This window comes from Dankookia sp. GCM10030260 (assembly GCF_042666655.1).
In the GTDB taxonomy this organism is placed as follows: Bacteria; Pseudomonadota; Alphaproteobacteria; order Acetobacterales; family Acetobacteraceae; genus Paracraurococcus.
On sequence record NZ_JBHTDE010000002.1, the window covers coordinates 747,959 to 765,591 of the forward strand.

Consider the following 17,633-nt stretch of genomic DNA (forward strand, 5'->3'; position numbering starts at 1 on the left):
TGGTCCTAGACCTCTGCCGCCATGAGGGCAGGCTGGCCCTGGTCCGCGGGATAATCGTCCATCAGGCCGCGATAGGCCGGGCTGACATGCACCTGCACGCCCAGTGCCGTACCGCGCCGCAGCGCTTCCCGCAACTGCGGCACCAGCAGGTCGGGGTAGAGGACCAGGTTGTCCTCGGCCCGCACCACGTCGTCGCCGTCGATCAGGTGGATGATGTTGACGTGGCTGACCCGCAGCCCGGCCGCGAGGTCGATGAAATCGGCGATCTCGCCGACATTCAGCCGCTGCGAGACGAAGTTGAAGTAGACCTCGGGCTTCGCCGTGCCCCGCGCCGCCTTCACCGCCTGCAACTGGCGGATATTCTCCAGCACCCGGTCGAAGCGGCTGCGGCGCATGATCGCCTCGGCCGTCGCCGCGGTCGCGCCGTGCAGCGAGATCGACATCATGTCGAGCCCGGCATCGACCAGCCGTTCGGCGAAATCGCGCGACAGCGGCATGGCATTGGTGGTGATGGCGGTGAAGATGCCCCGGGCATGCGCCTGGCCGACCAGGGCGAAGATCTCCTTGTTCAGCAGCGGCTCGGCATAGGCGCCGACGAAATGCGCCGAGGTGACGTTGAGCCCGCCGGTGACCGTCTCGAATTCCTTGAGCGTCAGCCGGTAGTAGGGATCGCGCCGCTCACCCAGGTCGTCGTGCTTGATCGCAGGGGGGCACATCAGGCAGGACACGTTGCAACGGTTCAGCGTGTTGAGATCGACATAGATCGGCAGGTCCTTGCCATCGATCAGCGCCTCCGGCACCACCAGGGGCGTCCCCGGCGGCGGCGAGGGCGCCGGGTCCAGCGCCGGCAGGGGCAGGACCTGCAGACCGAGATCGGGCGCCTCGGCGCAGTATTCGGCGTAGCGCGGCGCGCGGCGCTGCAGCAGCGCGTGCAATTCCGGGCTGCGCAGGCCGGCGTCCCAGGCGTGCAGCGCAAGGTGCAGCTGGAACAGCCAGGCGGGTCCCTCGCGGCGGTATTCGCAGGCCTGGCAGTAGGGCGTCAGTGCCTCGCCGGACAGCAGGGTCCGGCGGATATGGCGGTACTTCCCGCCGCGCCAGACCGCCTCCAGCCCCTCCGCACGCGCGTTGCCCATGTTGGTCTCGGCCCGGTAGTCGAAGATGCTGGAGGCCGAGCAGAGCCGGATGCTGCCGTCGGGCTCCATGCTCGGCGTGGTGAAGGGCAGCATGCAGAGCTTGGTCTGCCGCTCGCCGAGGCCGGTGGCGCGCTGCTCCAGCATCGCGGTGAAGAAGCGGTCGAACTTCTCGGTCTTCGACCGCCAGCTCCAGTCGGCGATGCGCGCCAGGTTCTCCGCCGAGAGCCGGGCGAAGAGTGCCGGCTGGCGCAGCAGGCGGCGCAGCGCCTCGGCCAGCGCCTCGGCGCTGCGCTCGGCCAGGATGAAGGCCTGCTGCCCCGGCCCGAAGACCTCCGGCACCACGCCGACATCGGTGGTGACCACGGGCACGCCGCAGGCCATCGCCTCCAGCACCGGGTTGGGCGTGCCCTCGATCTCGGAGGTGCAGACGTAGACGTCGATCTTCGCGTAGTATTCGACCATTTGCTCATGCGGAATGAAGCCATCCTGCCGGTCGGCGAGTTCCAGGCGGATCGGCAGGCCCTCGGCGCGCAGCATCTCGATCGTCGGGATCAGGATCGAATGCACGCCCTTCTTGTCGCCGAGCGAGGCGGCCCAGCGGCTGTTGCCGACCCAGCCGACGACGATCTCGCGCTCCGCCACCGTGGCGAAACGCCCGAGCCCGATGGGGTGGAACAGCTCCGGCGAGACGCCGTCCTCGATCACCGCGGCCGGCGGCCGCAGCCCGTCGAAACCGCGGTACAGCCGGTCGAGCCGCCCGGAGGAGACGGTATAGCCGGCAGTCCAGGTGTTGAAGACCGGGCGGCGCTCGGCGATCGCCTCGGGCGTCGAATGCAGGTGGTCGTAGACGCTGGTGGTGATGCAGGCGCGCCGCACATGGTCGCGCTCGAACTCGGAGTCAGTCAGGCCGAGACGGGCAGCATACTCGGCCAGGGCGGGCGAGCCGATCAGCGTCAGGTATTCGCGCCAGAAGACATGCACCAGGTCGTAGTCGGGTGCGACCAGCAGCAGCTGGTTGATCCCCGAGCCGCCGCCGGGCACGTGGGTGCCGCTGCGGCCGCGTTCCATCCAGCGCGCCTCCTCGATCGCGCCCAGCTCGGTCATCGGGATCAGGTCGAAGTCGTACTTGTCGCCGAGGTGATGGATGATCTGCCGCGCGATGTTGGCGAAGGCCCAATTCCCGGTATCGGTCACCAGCGCGATGTGCGGCTTGCGCGGCGTGGGCTCGGCGGCGGCGATCGGGCCGGCCGCCGCTGCGCCAAGGATCTGCTGTTGCCGCTCGCGCGCGATCAGCCAATTCTCCACCTCCTCGCCCCAGACCCGGAAGCCGTGCTTGGCCTCCAGGTGCCGCGCCGCTTCGTGCAGCTTCTGGCGGGAGAAACGGGCGCGTTCGTAGCTGCGGTCGGACTCCGCTTCGGCTGCCGGATGGTCGTGCACGAAGCAGGCGAGCGCCGCGGAGCCGACCTTCATCCCGCCGCGCCAGAGCCGCAGCGAGAAGTCGATGTCCTCGAAACCGATGAACATGCCGTCGTCGAAGCCGCCCAGCGCCTGGAAGCTGTCGCGCCGCAGCAGGCTGGCGCCGCCGAACAGGAAGGAACACAGGAAGCCGTCGCCCTCGGGCCGGATCTGCTGCGCCGCCTCGACCGGTGCGCCCGGCGGCAGCACGGTGCTGATGGTCAGTCGCGGCTGGCCATCCTGGATCAGCGTCTGCAACTGCCCGCCGAAGGCATAGAAGGTCGCCAGGTCGGGATTGAGCAGCGGCACGCTGAGGAAATGGCAGCCCAGCGACGACAGGTCCCGCTGCAGCGCCGCGAAGGGGTCCGCGATCAGGAAGATGTCGTTGTCGAGCGAGAGGATCCAGTCGGTCTTGACCTCGCGGAAGGCGCGATTGCGGCCGCCGGCGACGCCGCAATTCACCCCGAAGCGGAGGATGCGCCAGCCGCAGCGCAACGAATCGCGGCAGAAGGCCTCGAGCTCCGCCAGTTCCGCCGCGTCCGAGCCGTTGTCGCCGATCAGCACCTGGCCGGCGAAATGGGGCACCTGCTCGGTCAACGAGCGCAGCAGCCGGATGGACAGCGCCGCCCGGTTCATCGACAGGAAAACAAGGGTGAGGTTGCCGCCATCGGCGCCGATATTGGCTTGGCCGGTGCGCGGCACGTCGCCGTCGAACCAATCATGGCGGGCGTCGGTGTGGAAGCCGGTCTGGTACATTGCCCTGGCGCTCCGCTGGCTCAGGCTTGCGACGCGAGGCGGCGCAGCATCGGCCCGCCGACCCGGCGCATGCCGCGGCGGATCGGCGGCGGGATCATCTGTGCCAGGCGCCAGACCGGCCGCATGCGGGCGAAGATGCGTTCGCGTTCGGCGAGGAGGAAGTCGCGCTCCTCCAGTAGGCTGGCCTGCGCGGCGCGCAGCCGCTCGGTCTCTGGATCCGGCTGCGCTGCGGATGCGGCGGCAGCCGCGAGGGCTTCGGCCTGACGTTCCAGCACCACCCGGAGCTCAGCCAGTTCGGTGGCCAGCTGCTCGCCCCGGGTCCGCTCCGCCTCCGCCGCGCCGGCCGCGGCCTGCAGCCGGGCGATCGACTCGAAGAGGATGGCGTTCTCCTTGCGCAGCGCGTGGACCTGGACGCGGCCGAGACGGAGCGCCTGCTCAGACCGCGCGGATTCCTCCGCCAGTCGGCATTCGGCGACATGCTGGTCCTGTTGCGCGCGTTGCAGCGCGGCGGCAGCGGCGGTGTTCGCCTCCGCAAGGCCGCGTTCCGCCGCTTGCTGCTGGTCGCGCAGGGCGGCATCCGCCACTTGGAGGGCCGCTTGCAGCCGCGCCCGGGCCGCTGTTTCGGTCGCCAGGGCGGCAGCCAAGTCGCCAGTGCGGACCATGTCGGCGTAGCGGTCCATGGAGACCGGAAAAACCGCTGCGCCCTGCGCCGCCGCGGCACCCGGGCCCCAGGCGCCGAGGAAATAGCTGCCGCGGTCCAGCGTCACGCCGTCTTCCGTTCCGGGACGGCACAGGAAGCCGGCCGGAGTGCGGCGCGCATCGGCATAGTCGGCGCCGGTCTGGCCGGGGAGGGCGCCATCGAGCGGGACCGCCGCGAAGCCGAAGGCCGCGGTGCCGAGGTACCAGGCATCGGCGGCACCCAGCACCTCCTCGGCCAAAGCCCGGAACTCGGCAAAGGTGTATTTGCGGACGTGATACGGGTTCTGCTCCCCCGGCCGGTAGTACCAATGGTCGTTGGGGCAGGACAGGATGATGGTGCCGCTGGAGGCGCAGCGGCGCCGAAGTGACTGCAGGAAGCCGAGCGGATCGCCCAGGTGCTCGATCGTCTCCAGCGAGACGATGAGGTCGAATTGCGCATCGCCGAGCAACCCGTCCAGCGCGCTGGCGTCGCTGGCCAGGAAACGCAGGTTGGGATGCGGGAATTGCGCGGCGCTGGCGGCAATCGCCGCCGCGCTCACGTCGACGCCGGTCACCTCGGCCGCCCCGGCCTGGGCCATGAGATAGGCGCCGTAGCCCTCGCCGCAGGCAATATCCAGAACGCGCTTGCCCGGGGAAAGCGCCACCGCGCCGGCATAGCGGCTGACATGGATCGCCGCCTCGATCGGCACGTATTGCGTGGCGTCGGAGCAGGAAAGCCGCTCCATTTTACGGGCTCCGTCCCGGTCGTGGGCAGCGCAGCTCGGTCATTGCGGTGGCTCCGGAGGAGGGCCGGGCGGTCGTTCCGGCGGCAGTTACGCGTGGGGCGAGCCCGGGGTTCAAGACGTTCATCTTTGGCCGGCCGCGGCGGGGGCCAGATCCCGGTAGAGTTGATGGTAGCTCGCGGCCATGGCGCCGACCGCATAGTCCGCCGCCAGCCCGACCCGTCGGCCGACCACTGCGCCCAGTCGCCGACCGGCCGGTGGCCCGGGCCAGGCGGCGCCGATGGCGCGTGCCAGGTCCGCCGGGTGACGGGGCATCGCCAGGCGGGCAGGATCGCCGACCAGCGGCTCGACCGAGCCGACGCGGGTGGCCACCACGGGCAGGTCGTTGGCCAGCGCCTCCACCGCCACCACCGGCATGGCCTCGCCGAAGGCGGAGCCGATCACCAGCAGGTCGAGCGCCGACAGGATCGCCGGCATGTCGCCGCGCGGGCCGAGCGGCAGGCTGCGCGAACGCAGCCCGTGCCGGTCGAGGATCGCAGCCAGCGCGGGATTGGCCGGGTGGCAGCCATCGCCGGCCAGCACCCAGACGGCATCGCGCCGGTCCAGCAGGGCGAGCGCGGTGGCGATGCCGGCATGGTCCTTTTGCGGGTCGAAGCGGCCGATGGTGCCGATGGCGACCTGGGTCTCCGCAAGGCCCCAGGCGGCGCGCAGCTTGGCGCGCGCAGTTGGATCGAAGGCAAAGGCGGCGAAGTCGACGCCGTTGCCGATCACCCCGCCGGGCCCCGGCCGGTAGCCGAGGCGCTGCTCATGCCAGGCGCGGGCACTGGGGGAGCAATAGACGATGCGGTCGGGTGCCAAACGGGACAGGGACAGCCGCGACAGCGGGCCGCCGAGCCGGGCGATCTGCCGTGTCAGCCACTTGGACCCATCGCGCGGCAGGCTGGTGTTGTGCACCGACCAGAGCAGCGGCACCCCGCGCAGCGCCATGAGGCTGCCGGCCAAGTTACCGTGGTAAAGCCAGCCATGGACGACGTCCGGTGCGAAGTCCCGCGCCGCTTCGCGGGCCCGTCGCAGCGCCGTCAGCGAAACCTCGCCACGCGCCAAGCCGAGCGGGACGATGTCGGCGGTGCCGAAATCAAAGAAGGGCGGTCCCGCCGTGAGGGTGACGATCCGATGCAGCACGTGCGGCGTGTGCCTGACAAGTTCAGCCAGGACGCGTTCCGCGCCGCCCTGGCCGATTGCGGGGACGACATGGACGATCCGCAGCGGCCGCCCCGCCGACGGCGCTGCCGGCTGGCGGAATGACCACGCCGCGCCGACATGCAGATCGGCCGCGTGCTGCACGAGCACGGTCATCCCGCTGGCAACGACGCACGCGGTGAGCCAAAGGGCTTCGCCATCATTCAACCTATCCCAGATTTTACGGGAAGATCACTCCTATTATTCACATTGCTGGTTGATGAATACTCGCTCGCAGCAATCTCTCGAAAAATTGTAATGGATTTGGGCTTAACAAGGAACAGTCACTGAAGGGTTAACTTTTGGTCGTCTGCTGCCTGACGGCCTGCTTGACGGGGCGCTTTGCCGCCCGGCAGCCTTCGCGGCCAGCCGCCCACACGAAGGCGATCCCGTCGGTTAGGGAGGAAGCCCGTCATGACCTTCCATCGTCTCGGCCGCCGCGCCGCGCTTGCGCTGCTGGCCGGCGGTGCCACGGCGCGGGCCCAGCCTGCCGCGCCCTGGCCGACGCGGCCGGTCCGCCTGGTCGTCCCCTTCGCCCCGGGCGGGCCGACCGATGTCATGGCCCGCGTGCTGGCCCCGAGGCTAAGCGCCGCGTTGGGCCAGCCGGTGGTGGTGGACAACCGTCCGGGCGGGGGCGGCAATGTCGGCGTGGCGCATGTCGCGCGCAGCGCGCCGGACGGCAACACGTTGCTGGTCACCTCGACAGGTTTCGTGGTGAACCCCAGCCTGTTCCGCAACCCGGGCTACGACCCGGTGCAGGATTTCGCGCCAATCTCCGAGCTCGGCGCCTCGCCCAACGTGATCCTGGCGCGGCCGGACAGCGGCATCGGCTCGATCGCCGAGTTGGTGGAGCGGGCCAGGACGACGCCGGGCGGGCTGAACCTGGCCAATCCCGGCACCGGGTCCACGCCGCACCTGACGGCCGAGCTGCTGCAGCTCCGCGCCGGCATCCAATTCGTGCAGATCCCGCACAACAGCGCGGCGCTGGCGGTGCAGTCGCTTTTGTCCGGAACCACCGCGGCCGGCGTCACCGCGCTGCCGCCGGCGCATGCGCAGATCAAGGCCGGCACGCTGCGCGCCCTGGCGCTGACCGGGGCGGCGCGCTGGCCCGATCTGCCGAATGTGCCGACCATGCTCGAACTGGGATGGCCTGATTTCGTCTCGGAGACCTTACAGGGTTTCCTGGCGCCAGCCGGCACCCCGGCGCCGATCGTCCAGCGCCTGGCGCAGGAGGCCGCCGCGGTGCTGGGCGATCCGGCGATCCGTGCCCGGCTGCTGGCGGCCGGGTTCGGATTGCGTGCCAACGGGCCGGCGGCGCTGGCGGCGCGCATCGCCGCCGAGGTGCCGCTCTGGCGCGGGCTGATCGAGCAGGCCGGCCTGCCGCGCGAGTGAGGCGGCGCGGCGGCATCTCGTCGCGTCGCTGGGCGCGTGCGATGCTGCGCGGCGGAGCGATCCGAAAGAAGGGGAGAGGAATGACCATCAAGGGCAAGGCCTATATCGCCGGGGCCTTCGAGCACCCGACGCGGCTGGCCAAAGACAAGAGCGTGGCGCAGCTGCATGCCGAAAGCGCGCTGGGCGCGCTGCGCGATGCCGGGCTGACCAAGCAGGATGTGGATGGCTATTTCTGCGCCGGCGACGCGCCCGGGCTCGGCCCGCTGGCCATGGCCGACTACATGAACCTGACCTTACGCCACTTGGACAGCACCGATGTCGGAGGGTGTTCGTACCTGGCGCATGTGGCGCATGCGGCCGAGGCGATCGCCGCTGGCAAGTGTTCGGTCGCGCTGATCACCCTGGCCGGCCGGCCGCGGTCAGAGGGACATTCCGGCGCGGTGCCGCGGGTGCGCGGCGCCGATGCGCCGGACACGCAGTGGGAATTCCCGACCGGCATCGCCACGGTGAATGCCTATGCCATGTGCGCCGCACGGCACATGTACGAGTTCGGCACCACCAGCGAACAGCTCGCCTGGATCAAGGTCGCCGCCAGCCACCATGCGCAGCACAACGCGCATGCCATGCTACGGGACGTGGTGACGGTGGAGCAAGTGGTGGGGAGCCCGCTGATCGCCACCCCGCTGCACCGGATGGATTGCTGCGTCGTCTCCGACGGTGGCGGCGCGCTGATCGTGACCTCGCCGGAGATCGCACGCAGCCTCAAGCGCCCGCTGATCAAGGTGATCGGCGCGGGTGAGAGCATGAAGGGCCAGATGGGCGGGGCGGTGGACCTGACCTATTCCGCCGCGGTGCGCAGCGGGCCGGCGGCATTCACCGAGGCCGGGGTGAAGCCCGCCGACATCAAGTATGCCAGCATCTACGACAGCTTCACCATCACCGTGCTGATGCAGCTCGAAGACCTCGGCTTCTGCGAGAAGGGCAAGGGTGGCGCCTTCGTCGCCGACGGCAACCTGATCTCGGGCGTCGGCAAGTTGCCCTTCAACACCGATGGCGGCGGGCTGTGCAACAACCACCCCGCCAATCGCGGCGGCATCACCAAGGTGATCGAGGCGGTGCGGCAGCTGCGCGGGGAAGCCCACCCGGCGGTGCAGGTCAAGAATTGCGACGTGGCGCTGGCGCATGGCACCGGCGGGCTGCTCGGCAGCCGGCATGGCGGCGCGACGCTGATCATGGAACGGGAGTGAGAGACATGGCGAAGGAACGCTCCATCCCCGCGCCGCTGACCAATCCGGAGACCGAGCCCTTCTGGGCCGCGGCGCGGGAGGGCAGGTTCCTCATCCGCGCCTGCACCGACTGCGGCAAGGCGCATTGGTATCCGCGCGCGATCTGCCCGCACTGCTTCAGCGAGAAGACGGAGTGGCGGGAAGGCTCCGGCCGCGGCACCATCTACAGCGTGAGCGTGATGAAGCGGGCGCCGGAGATGTACGCAGTGGCCTATGTGACGCTGGAGGAAGGGCCGACGATGATGACCAACATCGTCGACTGCGACTTCGACACGGTGGCGATCGGCCAGAAGGTGATGGTGACCTGGCGGCCGACCAAGGATGACGGGCCGCCCTATCCGCAGTTCAAGCCAATTTGAAGGAAGATTGGGGAGGGGAAAGTATTTCCTCCCCAACCCCCCTTCCTTTCCGTGGGCTTGGCATCTGCGACGCGGCGAACGCCAGACTCGGAAAAACAAAGCGAAGGCCAGGGAGGATACTTCCTCCCTGGCTTTTGCTACCTGCTCAGCGCGAAGCCCTCGTAGCCTTTGCCCGCGACCTCGTCGCAGATCTCCCGGTAGCGCGCCATGCCGCCAGCGTAGGGCATGAACACCCGTGGCTTGCCCGGCACGTTGGCGCCCAGGTACCAGGAATGCCCGGCCTGCGGCAGCAGCGTCGCATTCGCCGCGGCGTTCACCTGCTCCACCCAGCGGTCCACCGCCGCCGGCTCGGGCTCCATCCGCGCCACGCCCTTCTCGCGCAGCATGGCGATGCAGTCGGCGATCCACTCCGCATGCTGCTCGATGCAAACCGGCATGTTGCAGAGGACGGAGGGGCTGCCCGGGCCGGTGATCGTGAAGAGGTTGGGAAACCCCGCCACCTGCAGGCCGAGATAGCTGCGCGGCCCCGCCGCCCAGGCATCCTTCAGCGCCAGGCCGTCGCGGCCAGTGATGTTCAGCAGCAGCAGCGGCCCGGTCATCGCATCGAAGCCGGTGGCGAAGACGATGATGTCGAGCGCGTGGAGGGTGCCGTCGCGCAGCTGGATGCCGTCCGGCGTGATGCGCTCGATCGGGTTGGCGCGGACGTCGACCAAGGCGACGTTGTCACGGTTGAAGGTCTCGAAGTAGTCGCTGTCGATCGGCGGGCGCTTGGCGGCGTAAGGGTGGTCGATATCGGCCAGCTTCGCCGCGGTGTCGGGGTCCTTGACGATGCTGCGGATCTTGGCCTTGAGGAATTCCGCCGCGGTGTCGTTGGCCGCCTTGTCCACCAGCAGGTCGCGGAAGGTGGCGCGCAATTGCAGGCCGCCCTTTTCCCAGGCCGCCTCGTACAGCGCCGCGCGCTCCTCCTCCGTCACGTCCCAGGTGGAGCGATCGGCGATGATGAAGGGGTGGCCGTTCGGCGTTGACTGTGTCGTCGCGCGGATCTTCTCGTAGTTCTGCCGCACCCAGTCCTTGAACTCGGCATCCAGCGGGCCGTTGCGCGCCGGCACGCTGTAGTTGGCGGTGCGCTGGAAGACGGTCAGGTGCTTCGCCGCCTCGGCGATCACCGGCACCGCCTGGATGCCGGTCGAGCCGGTCCCGACCTGGCCGACCCGCATGCCGGTGAAGTCGACGCCTTCATGCGGCCACTGTCCGGTGTGGTACCAGCGTCCCTTGAAATCCTCGAGCCCGGGAATCTTCGGCACGTTGGCGGTCGAGAGGCAGCCCACCGCGGTGATGAGGTAGGTCGCGTTCAGCCTCTCGCCGGCCTCAGTGGTGACCTGCCAGCGGTTGGCGGTGTCGTCGTAGCGGGCGGCGGTGACGCGGGTGTCGAAGGCGATGTCGCGCTTCAGGTCCAGCCGGTCTGCGACCCAGTTCATGTAGCGCATGATTTCCGGCTGGCCGGGATAGCGCTCGGTCCACTCCCACTCCTTGTAGAGTTCGGGGGAGAAGGTGAAGCAGTAGGAATGGCTTTCGGAATCGCAGCGGGCGCCCGGGTAGCGGTTCCAGTACCAGGTGCCGCCGACGCCGCCGCCCTGTTCCAGCACGCGGACCGAAAGGCCAAGCCGGTCGCGCAGCAGGTGCAGCTGGTACATGCCGGAGAAGCCGGCGCCGATGATCACGGCGTCGTAAGTGCTGGTCCCCGCGCTGCCGCGGGGGGCGTCCCGGGTCATGGTGTCGGGCATCGTTACCTCCGTCGCTTCGCCGGATTTCTAGCAGCCGTCGCGCCGGCTTGCATCCCATCCGAGGCGGTCGGCCAACCTTGTTGGCCCAGGCTACTGGATGGTGTAGCCCCCATCGACGACCAAGTCGTGGCCCTGGATGAAGCTGCCCTCGGCCGTGGCGAGGAAGACGATGGCCTCGGCGACCTCGGCCGGGGTTCCGAAGCGGCCGAGCGGGACACGGGCCGTCATCTGCTCCGTCCGGCCGGGGATGCGGCCGTAGGAGACGATGTTGTAGTCCGTGGCGATCGGCCCCGGGCTGACCGAATTCACCTGGATGCCCTCCTTCGCCAGTTCGAAGGCCATGCTTTTCGTCAGCTGGATCAGCGCCGCCTTGGTCGCGCCGTAGACCGCGTTGTCCTCCGCCGCGACCCGGCCCATCTGGCTGGCGACATGGATGATCCGGCCGCCCCCTTGGGCCCGCATCGCCGGCAGCGCGGCCTGGCTGGCGAAGAAGGCGGCGGCCAGGTTGACCTCCAGCACCTGGGCGAAGTCGGCCCGGGTGAAGGTCCCGAAGGGCTTGCGGCAGCGGATGCCGGCATTGTTGACCAGCACGTCCACCCGGCCGAAGCGGGCCAGCGCCGCAGCGACCATGGCTTCGGCCGCGCCGGGCACGCCGAGGTCGAAGATCGCCTGCGCCGCATCGGGCGCACCGGCGGCGCGGCATTCGGCCGCCGCCGCGGCAAGTTCCTCGGCCGTTCCCTCGGCGACGAGGAAGAGGTGGAACTCCTTGGCCGCGAGGGCGCGCGCCGTTTCCCGGCCGATGCCGCGCGAGGCGCCGGTCAGCAACGCGACCTTCATTCCACCGTCACCCCGGTCTCCCGCACGATCTCCTGCCAATTGCGCCGATCCTCCATCCAGTAGTCGTGCATCTTCTGCGGCGGGCCGGCCAGGTTCGCATGCCCGGCCTCGTCCATCCGGCGGCCGATATCGGGGCTGGCGAGCCAGCGGTTGGCCTCGGCGTTGATCTTCTCGACGAAGCCGCGCGGCAGGCCGGCAGCGCCCCACAGGCCGAACCAGACATCCTCGACGAAGCCTGGATAGCCGACCTCGGCCAGGGTCGGGACCTCCGGCATCTGCCGCGGCCGGCTGCGGCCGGTGGCCGAAAGGCCGCGTAGCCGGCCCTCCCGCATGAAGGCGCCGGAATTGCCGATATTGTCGAAGATATAGTCGCTCTCGCCCTGCGACACCGCCAGGATCGCCGAAGGGCCGCCGCGGTAGGGGATGTGCTCCCGCCGGAAGCCGGCCCGCAGGTGGAAACGCTCCGCCATCATGTGACCCACGCTGCCGATGCCGACGCTGGCCATGTTGACGCCCTGCGGCCGGGCCTTGGCCCAGGCGACGAACTCGGCGGTGGTCTTCGCCGGGATGGCGGGGTTGATGATCAGCAGCATGGGGTAGTGGTAGAGCCCGGCGATGGCGACGAAGTCCCGCACCGGGTCATAGGGCAGGCCGCGCAGCACCAGCGGCGCCACGACGTGGGAAGTGTTCGAGGTGAACATCAGCGTCCAGCCATCGGCCGGCGCCTGGGCCACCGCCGCGGTCCCGATGGTGCCGGTGCCGCCGACCCGGTTCTCCACCACGAAGGTGCCGCCGAAGGCCCTGGTGAAATGCTCGGCCATGAGCCGGCAATAGACATCGGCCGGGCTGCCGGCCTGGCTAGGTTGGATGATCCGCACCGGGCGACTGCCCGGCCAGTCGGCCTGCGCCCGGGCGAGGGCCGGGGCGGCCAAGGTGAAGCCGGCGATCAGCGCCCGGCGGCGCATGGCCGGCTCAGCCACCGAGGAAGGCGCGGAACTGCGCCACCGCGAATTCCGGCCGTTCCCGCACCGAGGCATGGCCGGCCATCGGCACCTCGACCACGCCCTGGCTGCCGGGGATGTTGGCATGCATCCAGGCGGCGGCCTCCTTGAAGGCGGCGCGCTCCTCGGAGCCCAGCATGATGAGCGTGGGCGCAGCGATGCGCTTGGCCTGTTCCCGCGCATCGACCATGGCCAGCCATTCGCAGGCCAGGGCATAGCCCTCGCCGCTGCAGGCCTCGAAGGTCTCGCGCACATGGCGGACGTCGGGGCCGTTCTCGGCGATGCTGCCGGGGGTGAAGAACACGCCCATCAACATGGGGATCAGCGCCGCGACGCCCTTCTCCCGGGCGATGCCGGCGCGGACCGGCCAGTTGGCGCGGCTCTCCGCGTTGTACAGCGGCGTGCAGTCACAGAGGATGAGCTTGTCCACCATCTCCGGGTGGGTGCCGGCGAAATGCTGCGCCAGGCTGCCGCCCATGGAAATGCCGGCAAGATGGGCGCGGACGATGCCCTCCCGGTCCAGCAGCGCCTTGAGCTGGGCGGTGGTCTCGTCCTGGCCATACTGGCCAGCGGGCAGGGGGGTGTCGGCATGGCCGGGCAGGCTGTAGGCGACCAGCTCATAGCGGTCGGTGAGCGGCTCCAGCACGTCCCAGAAACGCCAGCTTTGGCCGAGGCAATGAATGAGGACGAGCGGTTCGCCCTTGCCGCGCCGGTGGACGATGACGTCCCCGATGCCCAGCGCCTGGGGGTTCCAATCCATGGATCATTCCTTCCCTGCGGCCCGCGCCGCCTTTGCCGGAAGGATGCGGCAGCGACGCCGGGCCGTCACCCACCCCGGCCGTGCATATGACCTGTGCCGTCCTGTCCGAAATGAAGCAGGCATCCCGGGCCAGGGGATTTCGGACCATCCGGCACGGGAGAATTGCCGATTGAAGCCTTTCCTGCCGGCCCCGGCATCCCCACCATGGCGGGCTGAAGAACGGTCCCAGGGAGCAAGAAATGCAATTCGGCCTGTTCGGGGGCGCCCGCACCAAGCGCAGCGTCGGCATCGAGGACAGCCAGGGCTACCAGAGCTTCATCGACTACGTGATGGAAGCCGACCGGCTGGGCTTCCGCCACATGTTCATGGTGGAGCACCACTCGACCGGCCAGGGCCAGGTCTCGGCGTCCATGACCCTGCTGGCCTACCTGGCGGCGAAGACCCAGCAGATCCGGCTCGGCACCGCCGTCGTGGTGCTGCCCTGGCACAACCCGGTGCTGATCGCCGAGCAGGCGGCGACGCTCGACCTGCTGACCGGCGGGCGCTTCGATTTCGGCGTCGGCAAGGGCTACCGCCGCGCCGAGTTCGATGCCTTCTGCATCCCGATCGAGGAAGCCTCCGAGCGCTTCGACGAGGCGATCGCGGTGATCCGCAAGGCCTGGACCTCGGAGGACCGCTTCAGCCACCACGGCAAGCGCTGGCATTTCGAGAACATGCTGGTCGAGCCGGCGCCGCTGCAGCAGCCGCACCCGCCGCTCTGGCTGGCCGCCGGCAGCCCGGACAGCATCCGCCGCGCGGCGCGGGAGGGCTTCAACCTGCTGCTCGACCAGCTCGCCTCGGTCGAGCAGATCGGCGAACGAATCGCGCTGTACCGCGCGGAATGCGAGGCGGTGGGCCGCGCCTACCACGCCAACATGGTCGGCACCGCCCGCGCGCTGCAGATGATCCATGCGGAGTCGGAGCGCCAGGCGGCCTTCGATACCCGCAAGCGCGTCGTCGGCGTCATCGGCGACCTGGCCCGCGGCAAGCTGGCCGACCGGGTCGAGGAAGACACCGCGCCGCTGCTTGGTACGCCGGAGGAGATCATTGCCCGGCTGAAGCAACTGGAGGCGCTGGGCGCCACCAACATCCTGCTGGTCGATCCGAACGCTTCGCCGGCGAATCTCCGCGCCTTCGCGCGCGAGGTGATGCCGGCCTTCGCACCCGGCCTGCAGGCTGCCGCCGAGTAGTCCCGCGCCTGGACAGGCGACGGCCCGCCCCGCAGGGTGCGGGTCGTTTTCAGTTGGGGAAGGAACGCCGCATGGCCCGCTTGGCACCGAAGACGCGTGAGACGCTGGATGCGGCGCAGCAGGTGGTCTGGGACCGCATCGCCTCCGGCGCCCGGGGCGGCGTCGGTGGGCCTTTCCTGCCGCTGCTGACCAGTGCCGAACTCTGCGCCCGGGTCGAGCAGGTCGGCGTCTTCATCCGCTACGAATGCAGCGTGCCGATGCGGCTGCGCGAGCTCGCCATCCTCTGCGTCGGCCAGCACTGGAAGGCGGCCTACGAGTGGTACGCGCATGCGCCGATTGCGGCGAAGCAGGGCGTGCCCGAGGCGGTGATCGCGGCGATCGGCAGCGGTGCCGAGAGCATCCCCTTCGACGCCGGGCCCGACCGCGTGGTGGCCGGCTTCGTGCGCGAATTGCTGCGCAGCGGCCAGGTTGGCGATGCGGCTTATGACGCGGCGAAGGCGCTGCTTGGCGAGAAGGGCACGGTCGAGCTGACCGGGCTGGTCGGCTACTACAGCCTGCTGGCGATGCAGCTGAACGTTTTCCAGGTCGCCCCGCCGCCGCCTTTCGTCGCGCCCTGGAGCTAAGGCCGGGGAGACGGTATTCTCCCTTGACCCCTCATCTATTTCTGCGGGTCGGCGCTCGCTTCACGGCGGGTGCCAAGCCCACGAAAAGGAAGGAAGGTTGGGGCGGGAATACTTTTCCCTCCCCAACCTTCCTACCCCGTCCGGGTGATCAGCACCAAGAAGTCGATCAGCGCCCGCAGCTTGGCCGGCACATGCCGCTGCGCCGGGTAGAGCACCGAGACCGGCGCGCCCTCCTGCGCATAGTCCTGCAGGATGGCCCGGACATCGCCGCGCTCCAGGTCCTTGCGGTAGAGCCACCAGGTCCCCTGCGCGATCCCGGTGCCGGCTACTGCCGCCTCGCGCAGCGCATCGCCGCTGTTGATCACCGCATTGCCGCGCACCCGCAGCGTGAAGGCGCGCCCGTCAGGCCCGCGAAACCCCCATTCCGGGCCGAAGCGGCTGATCAGGCAGTTGTGGTCACGCAGGCCGTCTGGCGTCGCCGGCTCGCCGTGCTTCGCAAGGTAGCACGGGGCGGCCACCGTCACCTGCGCACCGCGGGTGAGCAGCCGCGTGGTCAGGCGTGAATCGGTGATGCTGCCGGTGCGCACCGCCAGGTCATAGCCCTCGGCGATCAGGTCGACCGGCCCATCGCTGAAGTGGAGTTCCAGGCTGATCTCCGGATAGCGCTCGAAGAACGCCGGCAGCTCGGGCATTAGCGTCACCCGGCCGAAGCTCAGCGGCACCACGGCGCGAATCCGGCCGCGCGGCACGGCGCTGCCGCGGGTCAGCGTGACCTCGGCATCCTCCAGCTCGGCCAGGATCTGCACGCAGCGTTCGTAGAAGCCCTGGCCGTCATCCGTGGTACGAAGCCGCCGCGTGGTGCGGGTGAACAGCTGCGTATCCAGCTCGTCCTCCAGCCGGGCGATGGTCTTGGTCACGGCGGAGGGCGACAGGCCCAGCTTCTTCGCCGCCGCGGTGAAGCCGCCCTGCTCCACGACGCGGGCGAAGACCGTCAGCGCCATGAACTTGTCCATCTCAGGCGAGCAGCGCCATGAGGCGGGTCAGGTCCGGCGCCTCCTCCAGCGCCCAGATCGCCTCGATCTGCGCCGCGGCGCGATCGGGGCAGCCGCCGAGCGCGGCATTCTCGTGGTACTTGGCCTCCAGCTCGGCATCGGTCAGCGGCTTGGCCTCGGACCCACGCGCGGTGAAGACGGTGGTCTCCTCCCTCCGGCCATCCGCCAGGCGGACGGTCACCCTTGCCGCGCCGCGCGGCAGCATCGCGTCCAGCGCCGCGGTCACCTTGGCGCGGAAGCCGGCCAGCGCCGGGTCCTCCACCGCTGGCGTCTCGAACTCCGCCACCCCGGCCCGGCCGCGCAGCAGGCCGAGCGCCGCGCTGTGGTGGATGCTGACGCGGCTGTCGCGTGCATTCCGCACCACCCGGTCGCCGCGTGCCAGCAGCAGCGCATCGCCGGCAACGGTCACCGCTGCGATCGCCTCCGGCGGCACGTCCAGCCGGGCGCGCAGCTCCAGGCAGGCATCGATCACCGCGTGGAAGACGATGCCGGCGGGGTAGGGCTTGTAGGTATTGCGGCCGATCTCCCAGCGCGTGCCGAGCCCCTCGGTGATCGCCGCCATGTCGGCGACGTCGCCGGTGGCCCGCGCCCAGCCAAGCCTCCCCTCGATCGCCGCCGGCGCAGCATCATAGCCCTCGGCTGCGAACAACGCCGCCAGGATGCCGTGCCGCGCGGCATTGCCGACGCTGACATTCTTGGCCGCGTTCGGTAGGTTCTCCACGGTTCCCGCCGCCTCGCTGCTGGCGATGCCGATGGCATGCCCGGCCTGCTCGGCGGATAGACCCAGCAGCCGGGCGCAGCCCGCCGCCGCGCCGAAGGCGCCGCAGGTCGAGGTGATGTGCCAGCCGCGCGCGTAATGCCCGGGCGAGACGGCATTGCCGATGCGGCAGGCGACCTCCCCGCCCAGCAGGAAGGCGTGCAGCACCGCGGCGCCGCACAGGCCTCGCTGCTCGGCGAGCGCGAAGACCGGCGGCGCGACCGGCGCGGCGGGGTGGATCACCGTGTCCAGATGCGTGTCGTCGTAGTCCAGCAGGTTGGACGCGACCGCATTGACGAAGGCCGCGCCCATCGCATCCAGCCGCGTATCCTGGCCGAAGACCGTCGCTACCTGTGCACCGCCGAGCCCCCGCATCACCCGCAGCGCCGTCAGCACTGCCGGATCGCGCGCAGTGCCGAGCGCGCAGCCGACGTGGTTGAGGATGGAGCGTTTCGCCTCGTGCCGCAGCTCAGCCGGGATGTCGCGCCACTCCGAACCGGCGACGAAGCGGCCGAGTGCCTGGGTGGCGGTGGGGTCGGGCATCGGATC

At 69.9% G+C, this 17,633-nt stretch carries 14 protein-coding genes; 5 read left to right on the forward strand and 9 right to left on the reverse strand.

The annotated features are described in order from the left end of the window. Nucleotides 1-5: 5 nt before the first annotated feature. From ACFQS7_RS10035 to ACFQS7_RS10045, 3 genes are all read right to left on the reverse strand, one after another. On the reverse strand, nucleotides 6-3,344 hold the full coding sequence (locus ACFQS7_RS10035) for a glycosyltransferase (RefSeq protein ID WP_380066904.1): 3,339 nt from the start codon (nucleotides 3,342-3,344) through the stop codon (nucleotides 6-8). 20 nt (nucleotides 3,345-3,364) lie between these two features. After that, a complete protein-coding gene (locus ACFQS7_RS10040) occupies nucleotides 3,365-4,768 on the reverse strand; it encodes a class I SAM-dependent methyltransferase (RefSeq protein ID WP_380066905.1) in 1,404 nt (467 codons plus the stop codon). Between the two features lie 120 nt (nucleotides 4,769-4,888). Beyond that, nucleotides 4,889-6,121, reverse strand: a complete 1,233-nt coding sequence (locus tag ACFQS7_RS10045; protein ID WP_380066906.1) for a glycosyltransferase — start codon at nucleotides 6,119-6,121, stop codon at nucleotides 4,889-4,891. Nucleotides 6,122-6,418: 297 nt separating this feature from the next. On the opposite strand from ACFQS7_RS10045, the gene ACFQS7_RS10050 reads away from it, so the two are divergent. From ACFQS7_RS10050 to ACFQS7_RS10060, 3 genes are all read left to right on the forward strand, one after another. After that, complete coding sequence (locus ACFQS7_RS10050) at nucleotides 6,419-7,396, forward strand: Bug family tripartite tricarboxylate transporter substrate binding protein (RefSeq protein ID WP_380066907.1); 978 nt, start codon at nucleotides 6,419-6,421, stop codon at nucleotides 7,394-7,396. Nucleotides 7,397-7,476: 80 nt separating this feature from the next. Then, nucleotides 7,477-8,643: a thiolase domain-containing protein gene (locus tag ACFQS7_RS10055; protein ID WP_380066908.1), complete on the forward strand. Its 1,167-nt coding sequence runs from the start codon at nucleotides 7,477-7,479 to the stop codon at nucleotides 8,641-8,643. 5 nt (nucleotides 8,644-8,648) lie between these two features. Further along, entirely contained in the window at nucleotides 8,649-9,041 is a 393-nt protein-coding gene (locus ACFQS7_RS10060) for a Zn-ribbon domain-containing OB-fold protein (RefSeq protein ID WP_380066909.1), read from the forward strand. Between the two features lie 137 nt (nucleotides 9,042-9,178). On the opposite strand, the gene ACFQS7_RS10065 is transcribed toward ACFQS7_RS10060, so the two are convergent. The 4 genes from ACFQS7_RS10065 to ACFQS7_RS10080 form a co-directional block, all read right to left on the reverse strand. After that, the gene (locus ACFQS7_RS10065; protein ID WP_380066910.1) at nucleotides 9,179-10,825 is read right to left on the reverse strand and encodes a flavin-containing monooxygenase; all 1,647 of its coding nucleotides are present in this window, start codon (nucleotides 10,823-10,825) and stop codon (nucleotides 9,179-9,181) included. Between the two features lie 90 nt (nucleotides 10,826-10,915). Next, nucleotides 10,916-11,662 carry an SDR family NAD(P)-dependent oxidoreductase gene (locus tag ACFQS7_RS10070; protein WP_380066911.1) on the reverse strand — a complete coding sequence of 249 codons (747 nt, stop codon included), beginning with the start codon at nucleotides 11,660-11,662 and terminating at the stop codon, nucleotides 10,916-10,918. Then, nucleotides 11,659-12,642, reverse strand: coding sequence for a Bug family tripartite tricarboxylate transporter substrate binding protein (locus tag ACFQS7_RS10075; protein WP_380066912.1), 984 nt, complete (start codon nucleotides 12,640-12,642; stop codon nucleotides 11,659-11,661). Before ACFQS7_RS10075 ends, ACFQS7_RS10070 begins: the two co-directional genes overlap by 4 nt. Beyond that, nucleotides 12,635-13,423, reverse strand: a complete 789-nt coding sequence (locus tag ACFQS7_RS10080) for an alpha/beta fold hydrolase (RefSeq protein ID WP_380066913.1) — start codon at nucleotides 13,421-13,423, stop codon at nucleotides 12,635-12,637. The genes ACFQS7_RS10075 and ACFQS7_RS10080 overlap by 8 nt, the downstream gene beginning before the upstream one ends. 239 nt (nucleotides 13,424-13,662) lie before the next feature. Between ACFQS7_RS10080 and ACFQS7_RS10085 the strand changes: the two genes are divergently transcribed. Then, nucleotides 13,663-14,652, forward strand: a complete 990-nt coding sequence (locus tag ACFQS7_RS10085; RefSeq protein ID WP_380066914.1) for an LLM class flavin-dependent oxidoreductase — start codon at nucleotides 13,663-13,665, stop codon at nucleotides 14,650-14,652. A gap of 71 nt (nucleotides 14,653-14,723) precedes the next feature. Continuing rightward, nucleotides 14,724-15,275, forward strand: a complete 552-nt coding sequence (locus tag ACFQS7_RS10090; RefSeq protein WP_380066915.1) for a carboxymuconolactone decarboxylase family protein — start codon at nucleotides 14,724-14,726, stop codon at nucleotides 15,273-15,275. Between the two features lie 131 nt (nucleotides 15,276-15,406). Here the strand turns inward: ACFQS7_RS10090 and ACFQS7_RS10095 are convergent, their stop codons facing one another. Together ACFQS7_RS10095 and ACFQS7_RS10100 are read right to left on the reverse strand one after the other, a co-directional pair. Beyond that, nucleotides 15,407-16,288, reverse strand: a complete 882-nt coding sequence (locus tag ACFQS7_RS10095; RefSeq protein ID WP_380066916.1) for a LysR family transcriptional regulator — start codon at nucleotides 16,286-16,288, stop codon at nucleotides 15,407-15,409. 1 nt (nucleotide 16,289) lies between these two features. Beyond that, entirely contained in the window at nucleotides 16,290-17,627 is a 1,338-nt protein-coding gene (locus ACFQS7_RS10100; RefSeq protein WP_380066917.1) for an MmgE/PrpD family protein, read from the reverse strand. Between the last annotated feature and the right edge of the window lie 6 nt (nucleotides 17,628-17,633).